Source organism: Halopseudomonas oceani (assembly GCF_963677335.1).
GTDB classification, from domain to species: Bacteria; Pseudomonadota; Gammaproteobacteria; order Pseudomonadales; family Pseudomonadaceae; genus Halopseudomonas; species Halopseudomonas oceani.
On sequence record NZ_OY781932.1, the window covers coordinates 2,004,556 to 2,024,115 of the forward strand.

General features: G+C 62.2%; 16 protein-coding genes and 1 tRNA gene. 9 read left to right on the forward strand and 8 right to left on the reverse strand.

Annotation, left to right across the window (positions count from 1 at the left end):
* The first annotated feature begins 96 nt into the window (after positions 1 to 96).
* The gene (acnA, locus tag ACKPCU_RS09350; protein ID WP_321351649.1) at positions 97 to 2,826 is read left to right on the forward strand and encodes an aconitate hydratase AcnA; all 2,730 of its coding nucleotides are present in this window, start codon (positions 97 to 99) and stop codon (positions 2,824 to 2,826) included.
* A gap of 128 nt (positions 2,827 to 2,954) precedes the next feature.
* On the opposite strand, the gene ACKPCU_RS09355 is transcribed toward acnA, so the two are convergent.
* Together ACKPCU_RS09355 and mobA are read right to left on the reverse strand one after the other, a co-directional pair.
* Positions 2,955 to 3,031, reverse strand: a tRNA-Pro gene (locus ACKPCU_RS09355).
* A gap of 76 nt (positions 3,032 to 3,107) precedes the next feature.
* The gene (gene mobA, locus ACKPCU_RS09360; RefSeq protein WP_407651844.1) at positions 3,108 to 3,683 is read right to left on the reverse strand and encodes a molybdenum cofactor guanylyltransferase MobA; all 576 of its coding nucleotides are present in this window, start codon (positions 3,681 to 3,683) and stop codon (positions 3,108 to 3,110) included.
* Positions 3,684 to 3,795: 112 nt separating this feature from the next.
* On the opposite strand from mobA, the gene moaB reads away from it, so the two are divergent.
* The 6 genes from moaB (at position 3,796) to efeO (ending at position 10,046) form a co-directional block, all read left to right on the forward strand.
* Positions 3,796 to 4,335, forward strand: a complete 540-nt coding sequence (moaB, locus tag ACKPCU_RS09365) for a molybdenum cofactor biosynthesis protein B (RefSeq protein ID WP_104738237.1) — start codon at positions 3,796 to 3,798, stop codon at positions 4,333 to 4,335.
* Positions 4,332 to 5,540: a molybdopterin molybdotransferase MoeA gene (locus ACKPCU_RS09370; RefSeq protein ID WP_321351653.1), complete on the forward strand. Its 1,209-nt coding sequence runs from the start codon at positions 4,332 to 4,334 to the stop codon at positions 5,538 to 5,540. The genes moaB and ACKPCU_RS09370 overlap by 4 nt, the downstream gene beginning before the upstream one ends.
* Before the next feature lie 293 nt (positions 5,541 to 5,833).
* Positions 5,834 to 6,676: an iron uptake transporter permease EfeU gene (gene efeU, locus ACKPCU_RS09375; RefSeq protein WP_321351655.1), complete on the forward strand. Its 843-nt coding sequence runs from the start codon at positions 5,834 to 5,836 to the stop codon at positions 6,674 to 6,676.
* A 37-nt stretch (positions 6,677 to 6,713) separates the two neighbouring features.
* A complete protein-coding gene (locus tag ACKPCU_RS09380) occupies positions 6,714 to 7,841 on the forward strand; it encodes a cupredoxin domain-containing protein (RefSeq protein ID WP_321351656.1) in 1,128 nt (375 codons plus the stop codon).
* A gap of 21 nt (positions 7,842 to 7,862) precedes the next feature.
* Complete coding sequence (gene efeB / locus ACKPCU_RS09385; protein ID WP_321351658.1) at positions 7,863 to 9,179, forward strand: iron uptake transporter deferrochelatase/peroxidase subunit; 1,317 nt, start codon at positions 7,863 to 7,865, stop codon at positions 9,177 to 9,179.
* Between the two features lie 33 nt (positions 9,180 to 9,212).
* On the forward strand, positions 9,213 to 10,046 hold the full coding sequence (gene efeO / locus ACKPCU_RS09390) for an iron uptake system protein EfeO (protein WP_321351660.1): 834 nt from the start codon (positions 9,213 to 9,215) through the stop codon (positions 10,044 to 10,046).
* Between the two features lie 145 nt (positions 10,047 to 10,191).
* Here efeO and ACKPCU_RS09395 read toward each other — a convergent pair whose 3' ends face one another.
* From ACKPCU_RS09395 to ybaK, 3 genes are all read right to left on the reverse strand, one after another.
* Positions 10,192 to 11,163 carry an IS110 family RNA-guided transposase gene (locus ACKPCU_RS09395; RefSeq protein ID WP_321351663.1) on the reverse strand — a complete coding sequence of 324 codons (972 nt, stop codon included), beginning with the start codon at positions 11,161 to 11,163 and terminating at the stop codon, positions 10,192 to 10,194.
* A gap of 309 nt (positions 11,164 to 11,472) precedes the next feature.
* A complete protein-coding gene (gene glpK / locus ACKPCU_RS09400) occupies positions 11,473 to 12,954 on the reverse strand; it encodes a glycerol kinase GlpK (protein ID WP_104738241.1) in 1,482 nt (493 codons plus the stop codon).
* 36 nt (positions 12,955 to 12,990) lie between these two features.
* On the reverse strand, positions 12,991 to 13,461 hold the full coding sequence (gene ybaK, locus ACKPCU_RS09405) for a Cys-tRNA(Pro) deacylase (protein ID WP_321351666.1): 471 nt from the start codon (positions 13,459 to 13,461) through the stop codon (positions 12,991 to 12,993).
* A 205-nt stretch (positions 13,462 to 13,666) separates the two neighbouring features.
* Between ybaK and glpD the strand changes: the two genes are divergently transcribed.
* A complete protein-coding gene (gene glpD, locus ACKPCU_RS09410) occupies positions 13,667 to 15,217 on the forward strand; it encodes a glycerol-3-phosphate dehydrogenase (protein ID WP_321351668.1) in 1,551 nt (516 codons plus the stop codon).
* 19 nt (positions 15,218 to 15,236) lie between these two features.
* Here the strand turns inward: glpD and ACKPCU_RS09415 are convergent, their stop codons facing one another.
* Together ACKPCU_RS09415 and ACKPCU_RS09420 are read right to left on the reverse strand one after the other, a co-directional pair.
* A complete protein-coding gene (locus ACKPCU_RS09415) occupies positions 15,237 to 16,271 on the reverse strand; it encodes an NADP-dependent oxidoreductase (RefSeq protein WP_321351670.1) in 1,035 nt (344 codons plus the stop codon).
* A gap of 126 nt (positions 16,272 to 16,397) precedes the next feature.
* Complete coding sequence (locus ACKPCU_RS09420; RefSeq protein WP_321351672.1) at positions 16,398 to 16,949, reverse strand: hypothetical protein; 552 nt, start codon at positions 16,947 to 16,949, stop codon at positions 16,398 to 16,400.
* Between the two features lie 155 nt (positions 16,950 to 17,104).
* On the opposite strand from ACKPCU_RS09420, the gene ACKPCU_RS09425 reads away from it, so the two are divergent.
* On the forward strand, positions 17,105 to 18,910 hold the full coding sequence (locus ACKPCU_RS09425) for a hybrid sensor histidine kinase/response regulator (protein ID WP_321351674.1): 1,806 nt from the start codon (positions 17,105 to 17,107) through the stop codon (positions 18,908 to 18,910).
* On the opposite strand, the gene ACKPCU_RS09430 is transcribed toward ACKPCU_RS09425, so the two are convergent.
* Positions 18,911 to 19,549, reverse strand: a complete 639-nt coding sequence (locus ACKPCU_RS09430; protein WP_104738247.1) for a response regulator — start codon at positions 19,547 to 19,549, stop codon at positions 18,911 to 18,913. It abuts the gene before it with no gap.
* Positions 19,550 to 19,560 lie beyond the last annotated feature (11 nt).

A 19,560-nucleotide genomic window follows, 5' to 3' on the forward strand; every position in this document is an offset into this window, starting at 1 on the left:
CATCCTTGCAGGCCAGATACTAGAGGCCTCGCAGAATCTTGCCTCAGATTATAGCAATCCATGCAGGCCTAGAGCCCGCGCAAGGAGGTTTATCGCATGACCCTAGCCAATAGTCTAAGTACGCTTGACACATTGGATGTCTCGGGAGAGCGCTATCAGTACCACTCGCTCAAGCGTGCAGCAGCCGAACTGAATGGTATCGAGCACCTGCCCAAGTCGCTCAAGGTGCTGCTGGAGAATCTGCTGCGTAATGAAGACGGCGAGACGGTCACGCTGGATGATATTCGCGCCGTAAATCAGTGGCTGGAGCAGCGTCGATCCGACCGTGAAATTCAGTACCGTCCGGCGCGGGTGTTGATGCAGGACTTTACCGGGGTGCCGGCGGTCGTGGATTTGGCCGCCATGCGTGATGCGGTTGCGCGGGCTGGTGGCGATCCGGAGCAGATCAATCCGCTGTCGCCGGTCGATCTGGTCATCGACCACTCGGTGATGGTTGACCGCTTTGCCAGCGACTCGGCCTTTCATGACAACGTGGAGATCGAGATGCAGCGTAACGGTGAGCGTTACGCATTCCTGCGTTGGGGGCAGAAGGCTTTTCAGAACTTTCGCGTGGTGCCGCCGGGCACCGGCATCTGCCACCAAGTGAATCTGGAGTACCTGGCCCAGACCGTTTGGGCCGCTGAGGTGGACGGTGAGCAGTGGGCCTGGCCTGATACCCTGGTCGGCACCGACTCGCACACCACCATGATCAACGGGCTGGGCGTACTGGGCTGGGGCGTCGGCGGTATCGAGGCCGAGGCGGCCATGCTCGGGCAGCCGGTTTCGATGCTGATCCCGGAAGTGATCGGTTTCAAACTGACCGGCCGCTTGCGTGAGGGCATCACCGCTACCGATCTGGTGCTGACCGTTACTCAGATGTTGCGCAGCAAGGGCGTGGTCGGCAAGTTTGTTGAATTCTACGGTGACGGTCTGGCCGACCTGCCGCTGGCGGATCGGGCGACCATTGCCAACATGGCCCCGGAGTATGGTGCGACCTGCGGCTTCTTCCCGGTGGATGACGAGACCCTGCGCTATCTGCGCCTCAGTGGCCGCCCTGATGCGGTGGTGCAGCGGGTAGAAGCCTATTGCAAGGCGCAGGGACTGTGGCGCGAACCGGGCGACGAGCCGGCGTTTACCGATAGCCTGCACCTGGACATGAGTACCGTGGAGGCGAGCCTGGCCGGTCCGCGTCGACCGCAGGACCGGGTGGCGCTGCCGGATGTACCTGAGGCCTTCGATGCACTGCTGGCGCTGCAGCTCGCACCGGCGGATACCGAGCAGGCACGGCTGGAAAGTGAAGGCGGTGCCGGTACCGCCGTCGGCGGCCCGAATGCCCATGCCACGGTGCAGCTGGATGGCAAGGAGTACGCGCTGGACCACGGCGCGGTGGTGATCGCTGCGATTACCTCCTGTACCAATACCTCCAATCCGAGTGTGATGATGGCTGCCGGTCTGCTGGCGAAGAAGGCTTTGGAGCGGGGGCTGCAGCGCAAGCCTTGGGTCAAGTCGTCACTTGCGCCGGGCTCCAAGGTGGTGACCGACTATCTGAATAAGGCCGGTCTGACCGAGAGCCTCGATGCGCTCGGATTCAATCTGGTGGGCTATGGCTGCACCACCTGTATCGGCAACTCCGGGCCGCTGCCCGACGAGGTGGCGCGGGCTGTCAGTGAACACGATCTGGCCGTGTCGGCGGTGCTGTCCGGCAACCGTAACTTCGAAGGGCGGGTGCATCCGCAGGTCAAGGCCAACTGGCTGGCGTCGCCGCCGCTGGTGGTGGCCTACGCGCTGGCCGGCAACACCCGAATCAACCTGCGTGACGAGCCGCTTGGTCTGGATCAGGATAACCGCCCGGTGTTTCTCAAGGACATCTGGCCGACCAATAGCGAGATCGCCGAGGCAGTGGCGCTGGTCGAAGATGAGATGTTCCGGACCCGCTATGCCGACGTGTTTACCGGTGATGATCACTGGCGCTCGATCAGCGTCAGCGAGGGCAAGACCTATGCCTGGGATGATGCCTCGACCTACGTGAAAAATCCGCCGTACTTTGATGCCATCGACGAGCCACTGGAACCCCTGCAGCCGGTTACCGGCGCGCGGGTGCTGGCGGTATTCGGCGATTCGATTACCACGGACCACATTTCGCCGGCCGGCAATATCAAGGCAAGCTCGCCGGCAGGTGAATATCTGCAATCGCTGGGCGTGGAGCCGGCCGACTTCAACTCCTACGGCTCGCGGCGCGGTAACCACGAAGTGATGATGCGCGGCACCTTCGCCAACATCCGTATCCGCAATCGGATGCTCGGTGGCGAGGAGGGCGGTGAGACCATTCATGTGCCTTCCGGTGAGCGGATGTCGATCTATGATGCCGCCATGCGCTATCAGCAGGATGGCACGCCGCTGGTGGTGTTGGCCGGCAAGGAGTACGGCACCGGTTCAAGCCGGGATTGGGCGGCCAAGGGCACCAACCTGCTGGGTGTGAAGGCCGTTCTGGCCGAGAGCTTCGAGCGCATCCACCGTTCCAATCTGGTCGGTATGGGGGTGTTGCCGCTGCAGTTTGTGGATGGTCAAAGCGTGGCTGAGCTGGGCTTGACCGGGCACGAACAAATCGAAATCACGGGTATCAGCGATGACCTCAAGCCGGGGCAGCGGCTGACGGTGGAAGCAACCGGAGACGATGGTCAAAGCGTGAGCTTCGAGATGCTCTGCCGAATCGATACCGTCAACGAGATCGCTTACTTCAAGGCGGGCGGCATTCTGCACCACGTGTTGCGTGAGATGCTTGATTAGAGCCTGTCGCCGTTCCGTTCACTTGCCTGCCGGAGACCCTTCTTCGGCCAGGCAAGGTGGAGCGGCAACAGATCTTGGACGGCAGAAAAAGAAAAACCCCTGACTCAATGAGTTAGGGGTTTTGCTGTTGGTCGGAGCGACTGGAATCGAACCAGCGACCTTCTCGTCCCGAACGAGACGCGCTACCAGGCTGCGCTACGCTCCGTTGTGGGCGGCATTTTACCTAAAGTTTGTCATCGCACAAGAGGCAAACGAAAAAAAATCGACTGTTTATCACAGGGTTACTGCAGCGCCTGCCACAGAATAGGGGTATTGGCGCTGGTCAGGCGTGGCTCGTCGGCGGCCAGATCGAGGCAGATCGCGTCCATTGTCCGCAACCAGCGCAACGGGCTGCGCACCCCCTGCAACCAGGCGTTTTCCAGCGCCGGTAGCAGCCGGCGTGGGATCAGGCAGGGCAGTGGCTGGGGTTGTTCACCGGTGCGAAAAAACACCGGTCGGTCAGGGTCGGCTTGGTCAAGCAGCTGCTCAAGCAAGGCTTGATCGATCAGCGGCATGTCACAGGGCAGCACCAAAAGCTGCTCGCCGCGCGCCTCGCGCAGGCCGCTCAGAATGCCGGCCAACGGGCCGGGGTAGTCCGTGCTGCTGTCGGTCACGAGCCTGTCAGCCCATTGCCGGTATTGCTCGGCGTTGCGGTTGCAACTGATTAGCAGCTCATCGGCCACGCTGCGCAACAGCGCGCTCAGATGAGCGCTGATAGGGGCGCCGCGGTAGGCGAGCAGGCCCTTGTCTGCACCGCCGACGCGGCGGCCCCGGCCGCCGGCCAGCAGCAGGGCGCTGATACGGGGTGACGCTGACATGTTCAATGCTCTGGCTGGTGTGGTCTGTGTTATAACACCGGGCCTGTAGCGGACGAAAGCGGCGCCTCTGCTGATTGCCGTCCGGCTTTATCCGAACGCAAGGAATCCATCCATGAGCTGCTCATCTGATACTCCCTTTGCCGCCCTTGGCATCGCCGTGCTGACCGTCAGCGACACCCGTACCCTGGAAACCGACACCTCTGGCCAGTTGCTGGCGGACAGCCTGACCGCTGCCGGCCATCGTCTGGCTGATCGTCAACTGCTGCCCGACGACCGTTACCAGATGCGCGCACGGGTGTCGGCCTGGATCGCAGACCCGGCAGTTGAGGTCGTGTTGATCACTGGTGGCACCGGCTTTACCGGGCGTGACAGCACCCCTGAGGCCATCGCGCCGCTGCTGGACAAGCAGGTCGATGGCTTTGGTGAGCTGTTCCGTCAGGTGTCTTACGAAGACATCGGCACTTCCACGCTGCAGTCCCGTGCGCTGGCTGGCTTGGCCAACCGTACGCTGGTGGTCTGCATGCCGGGCTCATCCAACGCCTGCCGTACCGCCTGGACGCGGATTCTCGAAACCCAGCTGGACAGTCGTACCCGCCCGTGCAACTTCGTGCAGCATCTGGGCAACCCGGATCAGGACGGTCGCCGCGCATGAGTCTGATGCCGGTTGCCGAGGCCCTGCAGCGGCTGCTCGCCAGCGCGGCCGCCCATCAACAGCAGCCCGTGCGGGCGTTGCCGCTGACCGATGCGCTCGGTCAGATTCTGGCCGAGCCGGTCTGTTCTGCTATCGACGTACCGCCCTGGGACAACAGTGCGATGGACGGTTATGCGCTGGCCGAGGCCGATCTGGCGCAGGCGATGGCTGATGGCCTGCCGGTCAGTCAGCGCATCACCGCCGGGGTTGCTCCGGCGGCGCTGCAGCCCGGCACCTGTGCGCGTATCTTTACCGGTGCGCCCTTGCCTGCTGGCGCCAATGCCGTGCAGATGCAGGAGAATGCCGAGCTGCTGGCGGATGGCCGGGTGCGCCTGCTGGAACCGGTGGCTGCTGGCGACAACGTCCGACGCCAAGCGCAGGACGTCGTTGCCGGTCAGCCGTTGCTGGCTGCCGGAACCCGGCTGAGACCGCAGGATCTGGGGGTAATTGCCTCGGTAGGGATAGATCAGGTCGGGGTCCGCACGCCTCTGCGCGTGGCGGTGTTGTCAACCGGTGACGAGCTGGTCGAGCCGGGGCAGCCGCTGAGCCCCGGGCAGATCTACAACAGCAACCGCTTTACCTTGATCGGCTTGTTGCAGGGCATGGGGCAGACTGTGGTCGACGCCGGTATTCTGCCGGATGACCTAGCCTCGACCCGTGATCGTTTGCAGCAGTTGGCCAGGCAGGTTGATGTGATTATTACTTCCGGCGGGGTGTCGGTCGGCGAGGCGGACTGTCTCGGTCAGGCGTTGCGCGAGGCCGGTGAGGTCGCTCTGTGGAAGCTGGCGATCAAGCCGGGCAAGCCGTTCACGCTGGGTCACTACGCAGGTGTGCCCGTGCTCGGTCTGCCCGGAAATCCGGCGGCGACGCTGGTCACGTTTTTGCTGCTGGTGCGTCCCTATCTGTTGACCCGCCTTGGCGCAGCAGAGGTGGCCGCGCCTGCCTATACCTTGCCTGCCGGGTTCGCCTGGAGCCGCGCTGGCAGTCGTGAGGAGTACCTGCGTGCGCATGTCGAAGACGGCCGCGTAATGCTGTCGGGCAATCAAAGCTCCGGTGTGCTCAGCAGCGCCAGTCGCGCCAGCGGCCTGTTACGGGTGCCAGCCGGGCAAACCTTCAGCCCCGGCGATCTGGTCGCGTTTCTGCCGTTCTCGGGCCTGCTCGGCTGAGCCGCAGCCCGAGTTCCTGCTATGGCTGAGTTCTCATTCGGCCATATGTCTGGGCAAACGCTTGTCGGTCGCCCCATCGTTCTACCTTCCCGGGTCTGACAGACCGCACTCCACCAAGGCCCAAGCCGCTGCCCGTCCGGCGGCTTGCCCGCGGCTGACCTTGAGATATTCCTTGATGCTTTAGATGAAAATCAGCGTTTCCGATTTGGATACGCTGAAATAGTGTTTTACATATTTTGTTACAGGTATGATTTGGCCGTATTCAAATTCATTCTCAATTGCGGCTGATTTTCATGCTTGTTCCATTTCTGATTATGCTGCGCGAAGGTCTCGAGGCTGCGCTGATTGTCGGCATCATTGCCAGCTACCTCCGTCAGACCGGGCGCGCCGCATGGATGCCGGTCATCTGGACTGGCATTTTTCTGGCTGTGACGCTGGCCTTGCTTGGCGGCGCAGCCTTGCAGTTTGTCAGCGCCGAGTTTCCCCAGCGTCAGCAGGAAATGTTCGAAGCGGCGGTTGGCCTGATTGCGGTGGGCGTGCTGACCTGGATGGTGTTCTGGATGCGGCGCGCGTCGCAGGGGCTGCGCAGTGAGCTGACTGGCGCACTGGACCAAGCGTTTCAGGCTGGCCAGGGGCAAACCTGGGCGTTGATCGGCATGGTCTTTCTGGCGGTTGCCCGTGAGGGGCTTGAATCGGTGTTCTTCCTGTTGGCCGTGTTTCAGCAGGGGCGGGGCACCGGCGCGCCGCTGGGGGCGCTGCTCGGCGTTCTATGCTCGGTGCTGGCTGGTTGGGCGTTCTATCGGGGCAGCCTGCGCTTGAATCTGAAGCACTTTTTCCGTGGCACCGGCCTGTTCATTTTGCTGGTGGCTGCTGGTTTGTTCTCGGGTGCGGTGCGCGCATTGCACGAGGCGGGCCTGTGGAATCACGGCCAACGCATTGTCTTCGATCTGAGCGAATGGCTGCCGCTGGACACCCCGTTGGGCAGCCTGTTTGCCGGTATTTTCGGCTATCAGCCTGCGCCCAGTGTCAGTGAAGTCGTCGCCTATCTCGGCTTCTTGCTGATCACCCTGTTTTTCTTCTTCCGACCCGGTACTGCGCAGATCGCTAGACCTGCCGCAGCGCGGGTTGGTGGTTGAGTTTTACACCTGTCCAACACTGCCTGCGAGTGTCCTGATGTCTGATCCTTCTGCTTCTGCTCCGTCGCCGCTTGCGTTGCGGGCTGGCATGGCTGGTGCTGCCGTGCTGATGCTCGGCGCGCTGGGTATTTTCTATTTGTCGCTGGGTTCGAAGTCGGCAACCGACACGGCTGATACCCACCAGATCACCATTGACGCCAGTGGTTGTACGCCGAACACGCTTACCGTGCCTGCCGGTGCTCAACGCTTTACCGTGATCAACGAGAGTAAGCGTGCGATCGAGTGGGAAATTCTCGATGGCGTGATGGTGCTGGAGGAGCGGGAGAACATCGCTCCCGGCCTGCATCAGCAACTGACAGCGACGTTGCTGCCCGGTGAATACCAGATGACCTGTGGCCTGCTCAGTAATCCGCGCGGGACGCTGACTGTGACGGCGGTCGCCGGGCAGACCGTTGCCGCCGATCTGTCCGCACGCGCACTGATCGGCCCGTTGGCTGAGTACCGCGTCTATCTGACGCTGGAAGGCCGTGCGCTGGCGCGTGCGGTGGGTGACCTGCAGCAGCAAATTGCCGACGACAACCTGGATGCGGCGCAGCAAGCCTGGCTGCAGGCCCGCGCAATCGATCAGCACATGGCGCTGGCGGTGGGGCTGTTCAGCGATCTGGATCAGCGCCTGAATGCCCGCGCCGAGTACTTCGCCGAGCGCGAACAGGATGCCGATTTTCGCGGCTTTGAACGCCTGGCTTATGGCCTTTTCGAGCAGCAAAGCACTGCCGGGTTGCTGCCGGTGGTCAAGCAACTGAGCGCCGATGTGGGCGCTCTGCGGTCACGTTTGAGTGCCCAGGGTGTGCCGGCCTCCCAACTGGCCAATGGCGCCGGTCGGGTGTTGCAGGCCTGGCATGACCAACAGCAGAACAGCGAGCAGCTCAGCCGCAGGGCGCGCAGTGATCTGCAGGGCTTGCAGGCAGGTATCGACAAGGTCGTATCGCTGCTGCTTCCGGTTCTACAGCAGGCGCACCCGCAGGAGTCTGAGGCCCTGCAGACGGCCAATGCGTCACTGGCCGAGCAGGTGCCCGACGCTGATACCCAAACCCTATTGCAGGCCAGCCAGCAGTTGGCCGACCAGTTGGCCAGCGTTAACGCGTTGTTGGCCAGCGCCTACTGACATTCCGCATCGGGAGTATTTATGAGTGATCGTGATGACCTTTCACCGGGCTGCCCGTTCTCGGGCCTTAATCGTCGCCGCTTTCTGCAAGGTCTGGGCGCTGCAGGTATCGGTGCTGCTGCGACGGCCATGAGTGGCGGTGCGTTGGCCAGTCAGCAGCCGCGTACAGCGGAAGTAACCGATGCGCCGTCCAGCTCGGCAACCCACCAGGCCCATCCGTTCTTCGGGGCACAGCAGCAGGGCATTACCACCCCGCGTCCGGCGGTCGGCATGCTGGCCAGCTTTGATGTGCTGGCGACAGACCAAGCCGGGCTGGAGCGCCTGCTGCGCACGCTGACCGAGCGCATTGCTTTTCTGACACAGGGCGGCACCTATGAGCAGCGCGACCCGCGCTACCCTCCGGTGGATTCCGGCATCCTCGGCCCCAGCATCGACCCGGACGGGCTGACCATCACGCTGTCGGTTGGGGCCTCGCTGTTTGATGACCGCTTTGGACTGGAAGGGGTCAAACCCCGTCACCTGCAGCGCATGGTCGCGTTCTCCAACGATGCGCTGGATGCCGATCGTTGCCACGGTGATATTTCCCTGCAGTTCTGCGCCAACACCGAGGGCACCACCATTCACGCCCTGCGCGACATCATCAAGAATACCCCCGGCATGCTGATGTTGCGCTGGAAGCAGGAAGGCACGGTGCCGGTCATGGCGCCGCGCTCCGACGGCTCGACCGAGAGTGCGCGCAACTACCTTGGTTTCCGCGATGGCACCGCCAACCCGCCGGCAGACAACAGCGGCCTGATGCAGAAGGTGGTGTGGGTCGATGACAGCAACCAGGAGCCCGAATGGGCACGCAACGGCAGCTATCAGGCCGTGCGCATCATCCGCAACTTCGTCGAACGCTGGGACCGCACACCGCTGCAGGAGCAGGAAGCCATCTTTGGTCGTCGTCGCGATAGCGGCGCGCCCATGCACGGTGGCATCGAACACGATCTGCCGGTCTACAACAACGACCCCGACGGCAAGGTGACGCCACTGGACTCGCATATCCGTCTGGCCAACCCGCGCACCCACGGCAGTGAGCGCAACCTGATTCTGCGTCGACCGTTTAACTACTCCAACGGCGTTGAAGCCAACGGCCAGCTGGATATGGGCTTGCTGTTCATTGCCTATCAGGCGGACCTGGAGGCCGGTTTCATTACCGTTCAGAAGCGCTTGGACGGTGAGCCGCTGGAGGAATACATCAAGCCCGTGGGCGGCGGCTACTTCTTCACGCTGCCGGGCGTACAAGCCGGGGACTACCTCGGCAGCAGCATGCTGGCTGCCAGCCAGCGCCATTCGTGATTGGCCTTAATACGTCTATTCAGGAGCAGGACAATGTTTAACCTTCGCACCGTCATTACCGCCGCTGCCTTCGGGCTGGTTGCCATGCAGGCACAGGCCGCTGTGGCACCGCAGGATCTGGTCAATCCGATTACCGACTACAAGCTTTACGTGCTCGACAACCTGGAGCAGTTCAGCAGCCACACCCGTGAGTTCACCGATGCCATCAAGGCCGGCGAACTGCAGCGTGCCCAGCAGCTGTACGCACCGACCCGCGTTTACTACGAGCGCATCGAACCAATTGCTGAACTGTTTGCCGATCTGGATGCCAGCATCGACGCCCGTGAAGACGACTACGAGCATGGCGTGCAGGACCCGACCTTCACTGGTTTTCACCGTTTGGAGTACGGCCTGTTTCACGAGCACAGCACCGCTGGCCTGGGCGACTATGCCGAGCGCCTGATGAGTGATGTCGAGACTCTGGAGCAGAGTGTGCAGGACCTGACTTTCCCGCCGGAGAAAGTGGTGGGTGGCGCTGCCGCGCTGATGGAAGAGGTCGCCGCGACCAAGGTCTCCGGTGAAGAGGATCGCTACAGTCACACCGACCTGTGGGACTTCCAGGGCAACCTGGACGGCTCGAAGAAGATCTTCGAACTGGTTAAACCGCTGGCAGCGCAGGAAGACCCCGCTTTTGTTGCGCGTATTGAAGAGAACTTCACCGCCATCGAAAACACCCTGGCGCATTACTATCTGATCGAGGGTGATGCCAGCAGCGGCTTTGAGTCCTACGACAAGGTCAGCGAGCGTGATCGCCGTGCGTTGGTTGGGCCGGTCACGGTACTGGCGGAAGAGCTGTCGACCTTGCGCGGGTTGTTGGGTCTGAATTAACCCCCGAGCACAGCATGCTGAGCCCGAGCGGACTGCGCGGGTTCTTCGGGGTGTAGAAGGGTGTGCAATCATCACCACGGGCACGGCGTGCCGTGCCCCTACGGTGTGTGTCACGCCGATCCTTGCGTAGATACCGTCTTCCCGATCAGCGTGCAAGTGCTCTGATCGGGTCGAACGGCTGGCCTGATTTCAGTACGCCGTAGATGATGGGCAGCAGCTTACGCATGGCCGCGCAGACGGCCAACCGACCAGCTTTACCGCGTTCAGCCAGCCTCACTTTCATCGCTTTGATGACCGGGTTGTAGGCCATCGCCGACAGCGCTGGCATGTATAGCGCTGCGCGCAATCGGCCTGACCCGGTGCGTGAGATGGTCGACTTGCCTCGGTATATCCCAGATTCCTGCAAACGCGGAGTCAGACCACAGAACGCTGCCAGCTGCCTTGCGCTGTCGAATCGCAGGGGGCTGCCCAGCTCTGCCAGCAGTGTGGCGGTGGTGCCATCACTGACACCATCAATGCTCTTCATTAGCCGCTTTTGCTCTCGTAGGTCCGGGTCATTGTCGATGTGGTCGTTGATAGCGGTGTTGATTAAGGCGATCTGCCCGTCCAAGTGCTCCAGATGAATACGGGTAGAGGCTTGGGCTGATTCTGCGCTAACGTCCAGACGGTTGCGCTCCATCTGCGCCAACTCCTTCAGGTCGGCAAGCCGACGCACCAGGCCGCGTAGCTGACGGATGCTCTCTGGCTCGGGCTCCCAAGGACGCAGTTCTTCCAGATGGCGCTGTGCGTAGCGGGCGATCAATTTGGCGTCGGTCTTGTCTGTTTTAACCCGGCGCAGCTCGCTTTGCGCATATTTGGCGATGCGTGCAGGGTTGATGACACAGACCTGATAGCCCTGCTGATGCAGATGCGTCGCCAGCGCTTCGTGGTACACGCTCGTTGCCTCCATCAGCACCCAGCAATGTGGCTCAGCATGCTTCTCTAACCATTGGTCAAATTGCTTGAAGCCTTCGGGGGAGTTCGCCAGTTTGGCTTTGGTGCGGTATTTATCGCGCTCCAGCGGCTTGGCGATGTCGAAGGTGTGCTTGGCAATGTCGATTCCGATAACGCAGGTCATGGAGCCTCCGGCTCTGTTGACAGGCGATCGTCACCACACTCTGTTCTACCTTGCGAATACGTGCTCAGGCGCTCAGCACCGGCACCAGATACCGTTCGAACTGTCTGAGTGTGTTGGCAGGTGACGGCCCATCTACGAACCAAGCTCTTGAGGCTTCAGGGGCACACCGGCCTGTCACCTGCCGCCCGATGATCAGTCGGGGACCATGGTCACAGGGACCACAGTCAACATACAAGGGGCACAGCATGCTGTGCCCGAGCGGGTGTACCTTGCGCCGATCGTTGCGTCGGGGCGTAGTATGCGGCGTTCTTATTCCCGCACCCGCCGAATCGCATCCAGCCACCCTTCATACAGTGCGTCGCGCTGGGTTTCTGCCATCTCGGGCGCGAAGGTGCGCTCGCAAGCCCAGTGGGTGGCGATATCGTCGAGGTTTTTGAAAATGCCGAGCTGCAGGCCTGCCAGGTAGGCGGCACCCAGCGCGGTGGTTTCGGTAACCTGGGGGCGGTCGACGGTGACGCCGAGGATATTGGCCAGTTCCTGTACCACCCAGTTGTTGATCACCATGCCGCCATCCACGCGCAAGGCGGCGGTGCTCTGCGCGCCGTCGGCCTGCATGGCTTCGAGCAGGTCGCGGGTCTGGAAACAGACCGATTGCAGGCCGGCGGCGACGATCTGGGCGATGCCGGTATCGCGGGTCAGGCCGAAGATGGCGCCGCGTGCGGTCGGGTCCCAGTAGGGGGCGCCAAGGCCGGTAAAGGCGGGCACCAGATAGACACCGGTGTGCTCGCCAGCCTGGCGGGCGAGGGCTTCGGTTTCGCCCGCGTGCTGGATCAGCTTGAGACCGTCGCGCAGCCACTGGATGGCGGCTCCGGCAACGAAAATACTGCCCTCCAGCGCGTAACTGGTCTGACCGTTCAGGCGATAACCGACCGTGGTCAGCAGGCGATTCTGCGAGCGAATCGGCGTGTTGCCGGTGTTCATTACCATGAAGCAGCCGGTGCCGTAGGTGCTCTTGACCATGCCTGGCTGGAAGCAGGCCTGGCCAATCAGGGCGGCCTGCTGGTCACCGGCGATGCCGCAAACCGGGATGCTGGCGCCAAGTACCTCGGGCGCGGTCTGGCCAAAGTCGGCTGCGCTGTCCATGACCTCGGGCAGCAGGCTGGCGGGGATGTCGAGCAATTGCAGCAGGTCTTCATCCCACTGCTGGGTGTGGATATTGAACAGCATGGTGCGTGAGGCGTTGGTGGCGTCGGTGCGGTGGACCTTGCCGCCGGTCAGGCGCCAGAGCAGGAAGCAGTCGACGGTGCCAAAACGCAGTTCACCGTGCTCGGCGCGGGCACGGGCGCCTTCGACATTGTCGAGAATCCAGCGCAGCTTGGTCGCGGAGAAGTAGGGGTCGATCAGCAGGCCGGTACGTTCGCTGACCATCGCTTCGTGGCCGGCGGCCTTCAGTTCGGCGCAGTAGCTGGCGGTGCGACGGTCCTGCCAGACGATGGCACGGTAGAGCAGCTCGCCAGTCGCTGCGTCCCAGACCAGCGTGGTTTCGCGCTGGTTGGTAATGCCGATCCCGGCGATCTCTCCTGCGTCCAGCCCGGCCTTGGCCAGCACTTCGTGGCAGACGGCGACAGTCGAGCGCCAGATTTCCTCACCATCGTGCTCCACCCAGCCGTCTTTGGGGAAGTGCTGGGCGAATTCCTGCTGGGCGACGTGTTCCGGGCGCCCGTCGGCGCTAAACAGAATGGCACGGCTGCTGGTGGTGCCCTGGTCGATGGCGAGGATTGGCTTGGCCATGGGGATGTGTCCTGTTCTTGATCTTGTTGTGAAAACTCAGTCGCGGCACAGCTCGCAGAGTTGAGCGCGGGTCTGGGCTTGCAGGTCGCTGGCGGTCAGCTCGATTTCGAGCCCCCGTCGACCGCCGCTGATAAACATCGTTGGCCATTGGCTGGCGGAGGCGTCGATAAAGGTGCGTAGACGCTTTTTCTGCCCCAGCGGGCTGATACCGCCAACCAGATAGCCGGTGCTGCGCTGCGCCGCAGCGGGATCGGCCATGGCGACTTTCTTTACGCCTGCAGCCGCCGCTAACGCCTTGAGGTTCAGCTTGTCCGATACCGGGACCACCGCGACCAGTAGCTCACCGGTTTCGGTGGCGGCGAGCAGGGTCTTGAAGACGCGGCCGTGTTCCAGTCCCAGTTTGTCGGCGGCCTCCGTGCCGTAGGACGCGGCCTGAGGGTCGTGGCTATAGCGGTGTAGTTGGTAGACGACCTTGGCTTTGTCGAGCAGTTTGGTGGCGGGTGTCATGTCGGGTCCGTACTGTTCAGGGCAAGGCGCGTTTCGGTTTTGCGCCCGCGCCGCTACGATAAGGCTCCAAGGGTAAACCGGGCGAGGGCAACGGCCAAGAGGCTGCGCGGACTGCGTGAGCGGTCACACGGCGTGTCTTGTCGCTGACACAGTGCCCGTTGCACACTGGGGCTCGCTGCGCACCGCCCATTGTTGAGGAACCATCATGTTGCCACCCCATCCGGACGAGCGTCAGGCTGTGCCTGACAAAACTGCCAGAGTGATAGACCTGGTCGTGATCGGCGGGGGCATCAATGGCACTGGTATTGCGGTGGATGCAGCCGGACGCGGGTTGTCTGTGCTGCTTTGCGAGCAGCATGACCTGGCCGCTCATACCTCCTCTGCCAGCAGCAAGCTGGTGCACGGAGGGCTGCGTTATCTCGAACAGTTCGATTTTCGTTTGGTCCGCGAGGCGCTGGGTGAGCGCGAGGTGCTGATGGCCAAGGCACCGCACCTGATCTGGCCGCTGCGCTTTGTACTGCCGCATCGGCCGCACCTGCGCCCGCGTTGGATGCTGCGCGCGGGGTTGTTTCTCTACGATCATCTGCACCGGGGAATCAGTTTGCCGCGCTCAAAAGCGCTGGAGTTGAACGGGCAGGGCATTCTCAATCCGGTGATCAGTCACGCCTTCGAGTATTCCGACTGCTGGGCTGACGATTCGCGGCTGGTTGCGTTGAATGCGGTGCAGGCCGCCAGTCTGGGCGCTGATATCCGGCTGCACACTCGCTGTGAGTCGGCGCGTCGCCGCAGTGATCTCTGGGATATAGATCTGGTCGGGCCCGATGGCGAGACTCAGCAGGTCACCGCTCGCGCACTGGTCAATGCGTCTGGTCCCTGGGCTGCGCGGGTGATGGAGCGGGTGATCGAGCAGCGCTCGCCGCACGGCGTGCGGCTGGTCAAGGGCAGCCATATCGTGGTGCCGCAGATTCATCGAGGCCAGGAAGCTTACATTCTGCAGAACGAAGACAAGCGCATTGTGTTTGTTCTGCCTTACGAGGGCGCGTTTTCGCTGATCGGAACGACCGACGTCGATTTTCAGGGCGATCCGTCGGTGGTCAAGCCGGATGCGTCTGAGGTCGACTACTTGATCAGCGTGGTCAATGCCCACTTCAAGCGCCAGTTGCGTGCTGAGGATGTGGTGCACAGCTTTGCTGGTGTACGACCTTTGATCAGCACCGACACGGCCAAGCCCTCCGAAGTGAGCCGCGACTACAGTCTGACGCTGGAGGGGGAAGTGGGGCAGGCGCCGCTGCTCGCTGTGTTTGGCGGCAAGTTGACAACCTACCGGCGGCTGGCGGAAAACGCGATGGATCAGCTTGCCCGCTGGTTCCCCCAGGCTGGCAAGGCCTGGACGGCTGAGTATGCCCTGATCGGCGGAGATTTCGCGTCACAGACCAGCCTGCACGCCGAACTGCGCGCCGAGTATCGCTGGCTGGATGAGGCGCAGATTGCCCGTTACGTGCGCAGCTACGGCACTCTGAGTCGGATCTTCTTGCGGGGTATGCGCTGTGCGCCGGACATGGGCGAGGACTTTGGCGCCGGGCTGACCGAGCGCGAGGTGAAATACCTGCGTGAGCGCGAGTGGGCGCGGGATGCCGAAACGCTGCTTTGGCGGCGCAGCAAACTGGGCTTGCACCTCAGCGCGGACCAGCAGGCACGACTGGCGGCTTATCTGCAGGAGCTCAACATGGCCGAACGGGAAGTCTGCCCGTCCTGAGACGGGCAGAGCGGGCTGATCAGTCGGCGATCTTGACCACCAGCTTGCCGAAGTTCTTGCCTTCGAGCAGGCCCATGAATGCCTCGGGTGCGTTCTCCAGGCCTTCCACGCGGTCTTCCTTGACGCGTACCTTGCCTTCGGCCACCCAGGGCGTCATCGCCTTGAGGAAGTCCGGGTAGCAGTGGCCGTAGTTGTCGAAGATGATGAAGCCCTGCATGCGGATGCGCTGGCTCAGCATCAGGCGCATCAGTTGCGGCATGCGGTCCGGGCCGTCCGGCAGCGAGGTCATGTTGTACTGGGCGATCAGGCCGCAGAGCGGGATACGGGCGTGGGCGTTGAGCAGCGGCATGACCGCGTCGAACACCTTGCCGCCGACGTTTTCGAAATACACGTCAATGCCATCCGGGCAGGAGGCCGCCAGCTTCTCGGCCAGCGCTGGGTCCTTGTGGTCGATGCAGGCGTCAAAGCCCAGTTCCTTTACTGCGTATTCGCACTTCTCGGCGCCACCGGCGACGCCGACTGCACGGCAGCCCATCAGCTTGGCCACCTGACCTACCACGGTGCCGACCGGGCCGGTGGCGGCACCGACCACCACGGTTTCGCCCGGCTTGGGCTGGCCGATGTCGGTCAGACCCATGTAGCCGGTGAAACCGGGCATGCCCAGCACGCCGAGTGCCAGCGACGGTTCAGCCATGTTCGGATCAAGACGGAACACCATGCTGCCGTCGGACAGGGTGTAGTCCTGCCAGCCGGAGGCAAAGCACATGACCAGGTCGCCAGCCTTGTAGCCGTCCAGTTCGGAAGCGATGACCTCACTGACCGTGCCACAGGTCATCACGCCGCCAACCGGCACCGGATCCGCGTAGGATTTGGCGTCGCTCATGCGCCCACGCATGTAAGGGTCGAGTGACATCCAGCGGTTGCGCAGCAGCATCTGGCCGGGGCCAGGTGTGGGGACCGGGGTTTCAACCAGTTGGAAGTTGGCAGCGGTCGGTGCGCCGACCGGGCGGGAGGCGAGCAGGATCTGGCGATTGACGTTAGCTGTCTGGGGCATTGTTGTTTTCCTTTGACCAGGTGGATGCCGAATCCGTCTGTTGACGGGCGTGTCGGGCACAATGCTCCTCTGATCGGACCCGGGTCAAGCTGACCCCGACCTGCTTGATGCAGTGCCATAGATGGCTCAACTGAGCGCCCGCGGACGTCGGCGAAAGGCTTGGCGCCAAGCATAGAGGAAGTCGCTCGCCTGACCACCCCGATGGGGGTAGGAGGCCTCCCAGATTCGCGCTAGGCTAGCTGGATCCGAGCGGTTGGGCAGTTGCAGTTGCTGGCTGTGATAGACCAGCCAGGCGATGGCAGTGGCGTAGGCGAGGTTGTAACCCAGCTCGGCGTGGGGATCGCGCAAGAAGCAGTGCTGACTGGCTAGGCCACGTATCTGACTGGCTAGCTCCGGTTGCAGTGCCAGGTAATCGTCCCACAGGTGGATGTGCAGCTGGGCGCTGATGCCGTAGGGGCCGATGGCCTGGGCGGCCCGCTTGCCAGGTGCCAGACGTGCCGTGCAGAGCAGGGTGCCGAGGAGCAGTTGGGTCGTGCGTTGACAGCTCACTCCGAGGTAGTCGAGGGTCGGCTGGATGATCCCCTGCTGCAAGCTGGCGCTGTCACCCAGCTGGACAAGACTGAAGGAAGGAGTCGGTTCGGGCTGTTTCGGGGTGGATTGCGCTGCAATGGCGGACATCGGTTTACGTCCTGTAGGTTACCGTCATGTTTTAAAGCGTAGTTGTAGTTTTATCTGGTAATGCATTGTTTTTAAATTATTTTGAATGCTGCGGCGCGCCGCATATAACAGCTCGTCATAACAGCTGTATCCATAACAACAATGGGCCTTGAACCATGCAGGAACCGCCACACCGGAGCAGTACCAGCCCTATCGACGAGCCCGCCTTTCTGGCCGAAGAGCAGGGGCTGAAGCAACTGCGCTTCAGCAAGCCGATCGAGGATGCGTTTCAATATTACCTGCACGCCAAAATGGCGAGTCGGGTGGTTGTGGTGGCGCTATCATCGGTCTTCTTTATGCTGCTGTTCATGTGGCTGGACCATGTCTATCTGCCGCCCGAGCTGGCGCACTACACCCTGAGTATTCGTGGGGTTGGTCTGGCGGTGATCTGTTTCGCCATCTGGTATGCCAACCGGCCGGGGCGGGTGCCGCCACGCCGCGCGTTTGCGGTCGCGACCATGGGGTATATCTGCGCGGGTCTAATGGTGGTGATGGTCATTACCATGGCTCGCGCGGCGCAGGTGCCGATTCGGGTGACCCACGATGGGTTGTATCTGGTACTGCTGTCAGGGATGTTTCTGCTGGCACTGCCAATGCGTCAGGCGGTGCTGGGGTCCTGGGTGATTGTGCTGTGCTATCTGTTTGCTGAGAACCTGATCGATGCGCCGCCGGCGATGAGGATATCCGACGGGATATTTCTGTCCAACTTTGCGGTCATGGGCTCACTGGGCACCTATTTGTATGAATACATGCAGCGCCGTGCCTACCTCAATGAGCAGTTGCTTGAAGCGGCCCGGCGCCGCGCCGAGCGCGAAAGTCAGAGCAAGACGCACTTCCTGGCAACCGCCAGTCACGATCTGCGTCAGCCGCTGCATGCGATGCTGCTGTTCATTCAGCATCTGCAGGAGCAGCCACTCAGTGGCGAGGTACAACGCACGGTTGGGCGGTTGAGCGACTCGACCCAGCTGTTGCAGGCGATGCTGAATTCGCTGCTGGATATATCGCGGCTGAGTGTTGGTATGGTCCGACCGCAGTTACGTTCGTTCAATCTTGCCCCCTGGCTGCAGCGGCTTGTCGCCAGCCTCGATAGCTACGCGCAACGCCGCGGCATTCGCCTTGAGGTTTCCTGTCCACCTTATCTGGCGGTTCACAGCGATACGCTGCTGCTGGAACGGTTGCTGCGCAACTATCTGAACAATGCTCTGCTGCACGCCGAGGCGACGCTGGTCCGGATCGAAGTTACCCGCAACCAGGAGCGCCTGCGTATCGCTGTGGTGGATGACGGGTGCGGGCTGGCTGAAGCCGACCAGGAGCGGATCTTTGAAGAGTTCACCCAACTGCGCAATCCGGCGCGCACGCTCGACAAAGGTGTGGGCCTTGGACTGAGCATTTGTCGACAGATACTGCACTTGCTGGAGTATCCCTCGGGGGTCCAGTCGCGTCTGGGCGAGGGGGCATGCTTCTGGGTAGAGGTGCCGGTCGGCGAATGGCAGAACCAGCCAGAAGAGCTGCGTCAGGCGGTGGTACCCAGCCTGAAGGGGCAGGTGGCATTGATTGAGAATGATCGGGTGAGCCGTGAGGCAATGCAGTCGTTGCTATCCAGCTGGGGCTGCGTGGTCTGGGCATTCGCGAGCGCCGATGAGGCGCTGGCCAGGCTGGACACCGCGAGTGTGGATGTACTGCTCAGTGATTTTCGACTGGAGGGCGAGCTCAATGGCCTCGAGTTGATTCGACAGCTGCGTGAGCGCGGCATCTTTGGTGGGCCGGCCGCGCTGGTAACAGCCGATACCGCAGAGGAATTGGTCGAGGCCGCACGGCTGGCAGACCTGCAGCTGCTGTACAAACCGGTATTGCCGGCGCGGCTGCGCCGGGTTGTCAACGATATGCTCGTGCATGCCACCCGCGCGGTGTCGGGCAGTTGATCAGAAGCTGACCAGGCCCAGCTTGCGGGCATGGCTGACACACTCGGTACGGTTGTGGCTGTTGAGGGAGGCAAACAGCGCCTTGAGGTGGGTTTTGACGGTGTCTTCCGATAGCGACAGGCGCTGGCAGATCACCTTGTTGGGCAGGCCCTCGGCCAGCAGGTCAAGAATTTCCAGTTGCCGTGGGGTAATGCCCACTTCGCGCGCGTTGCTCTGACGGTCGACGGCCATGGTGGCGTCGCCAATCACGATCTGGGCGCCGTATAGCAGTTGGGTAACCGCATCCAGCAAGGTTTTGCCATCGGTCGTCTTGCTGATGAAGCCAGCGGCACCCATCTGCAGGGCTGTTTCCAGATCGCTGGGGCTGTTGCTGGCAGTGAGGATGGCGATCGGGACCATGGCGTCGGCGGCGCGGAGTTTTTGCATTAGCGCCAGACCGCTGCTGTCGGGTAGCTGCAGATCGAGCAGGATCAGGTCGTAGGGGTGTTCGCGAACGCTCTGCATGGCCTCGGCGGCGTTGCGAGCGTGGTCGAGCTGCACCCCTTCGCAGAGTGAACCAAGGGTCAATGTGAGGCCATCCAGGTAGATCTGGTGGTCGTCAATCAGCAAAAGCCGGGTATCGGGCGGCAAGCTGCTCATAGGTCGTCCTC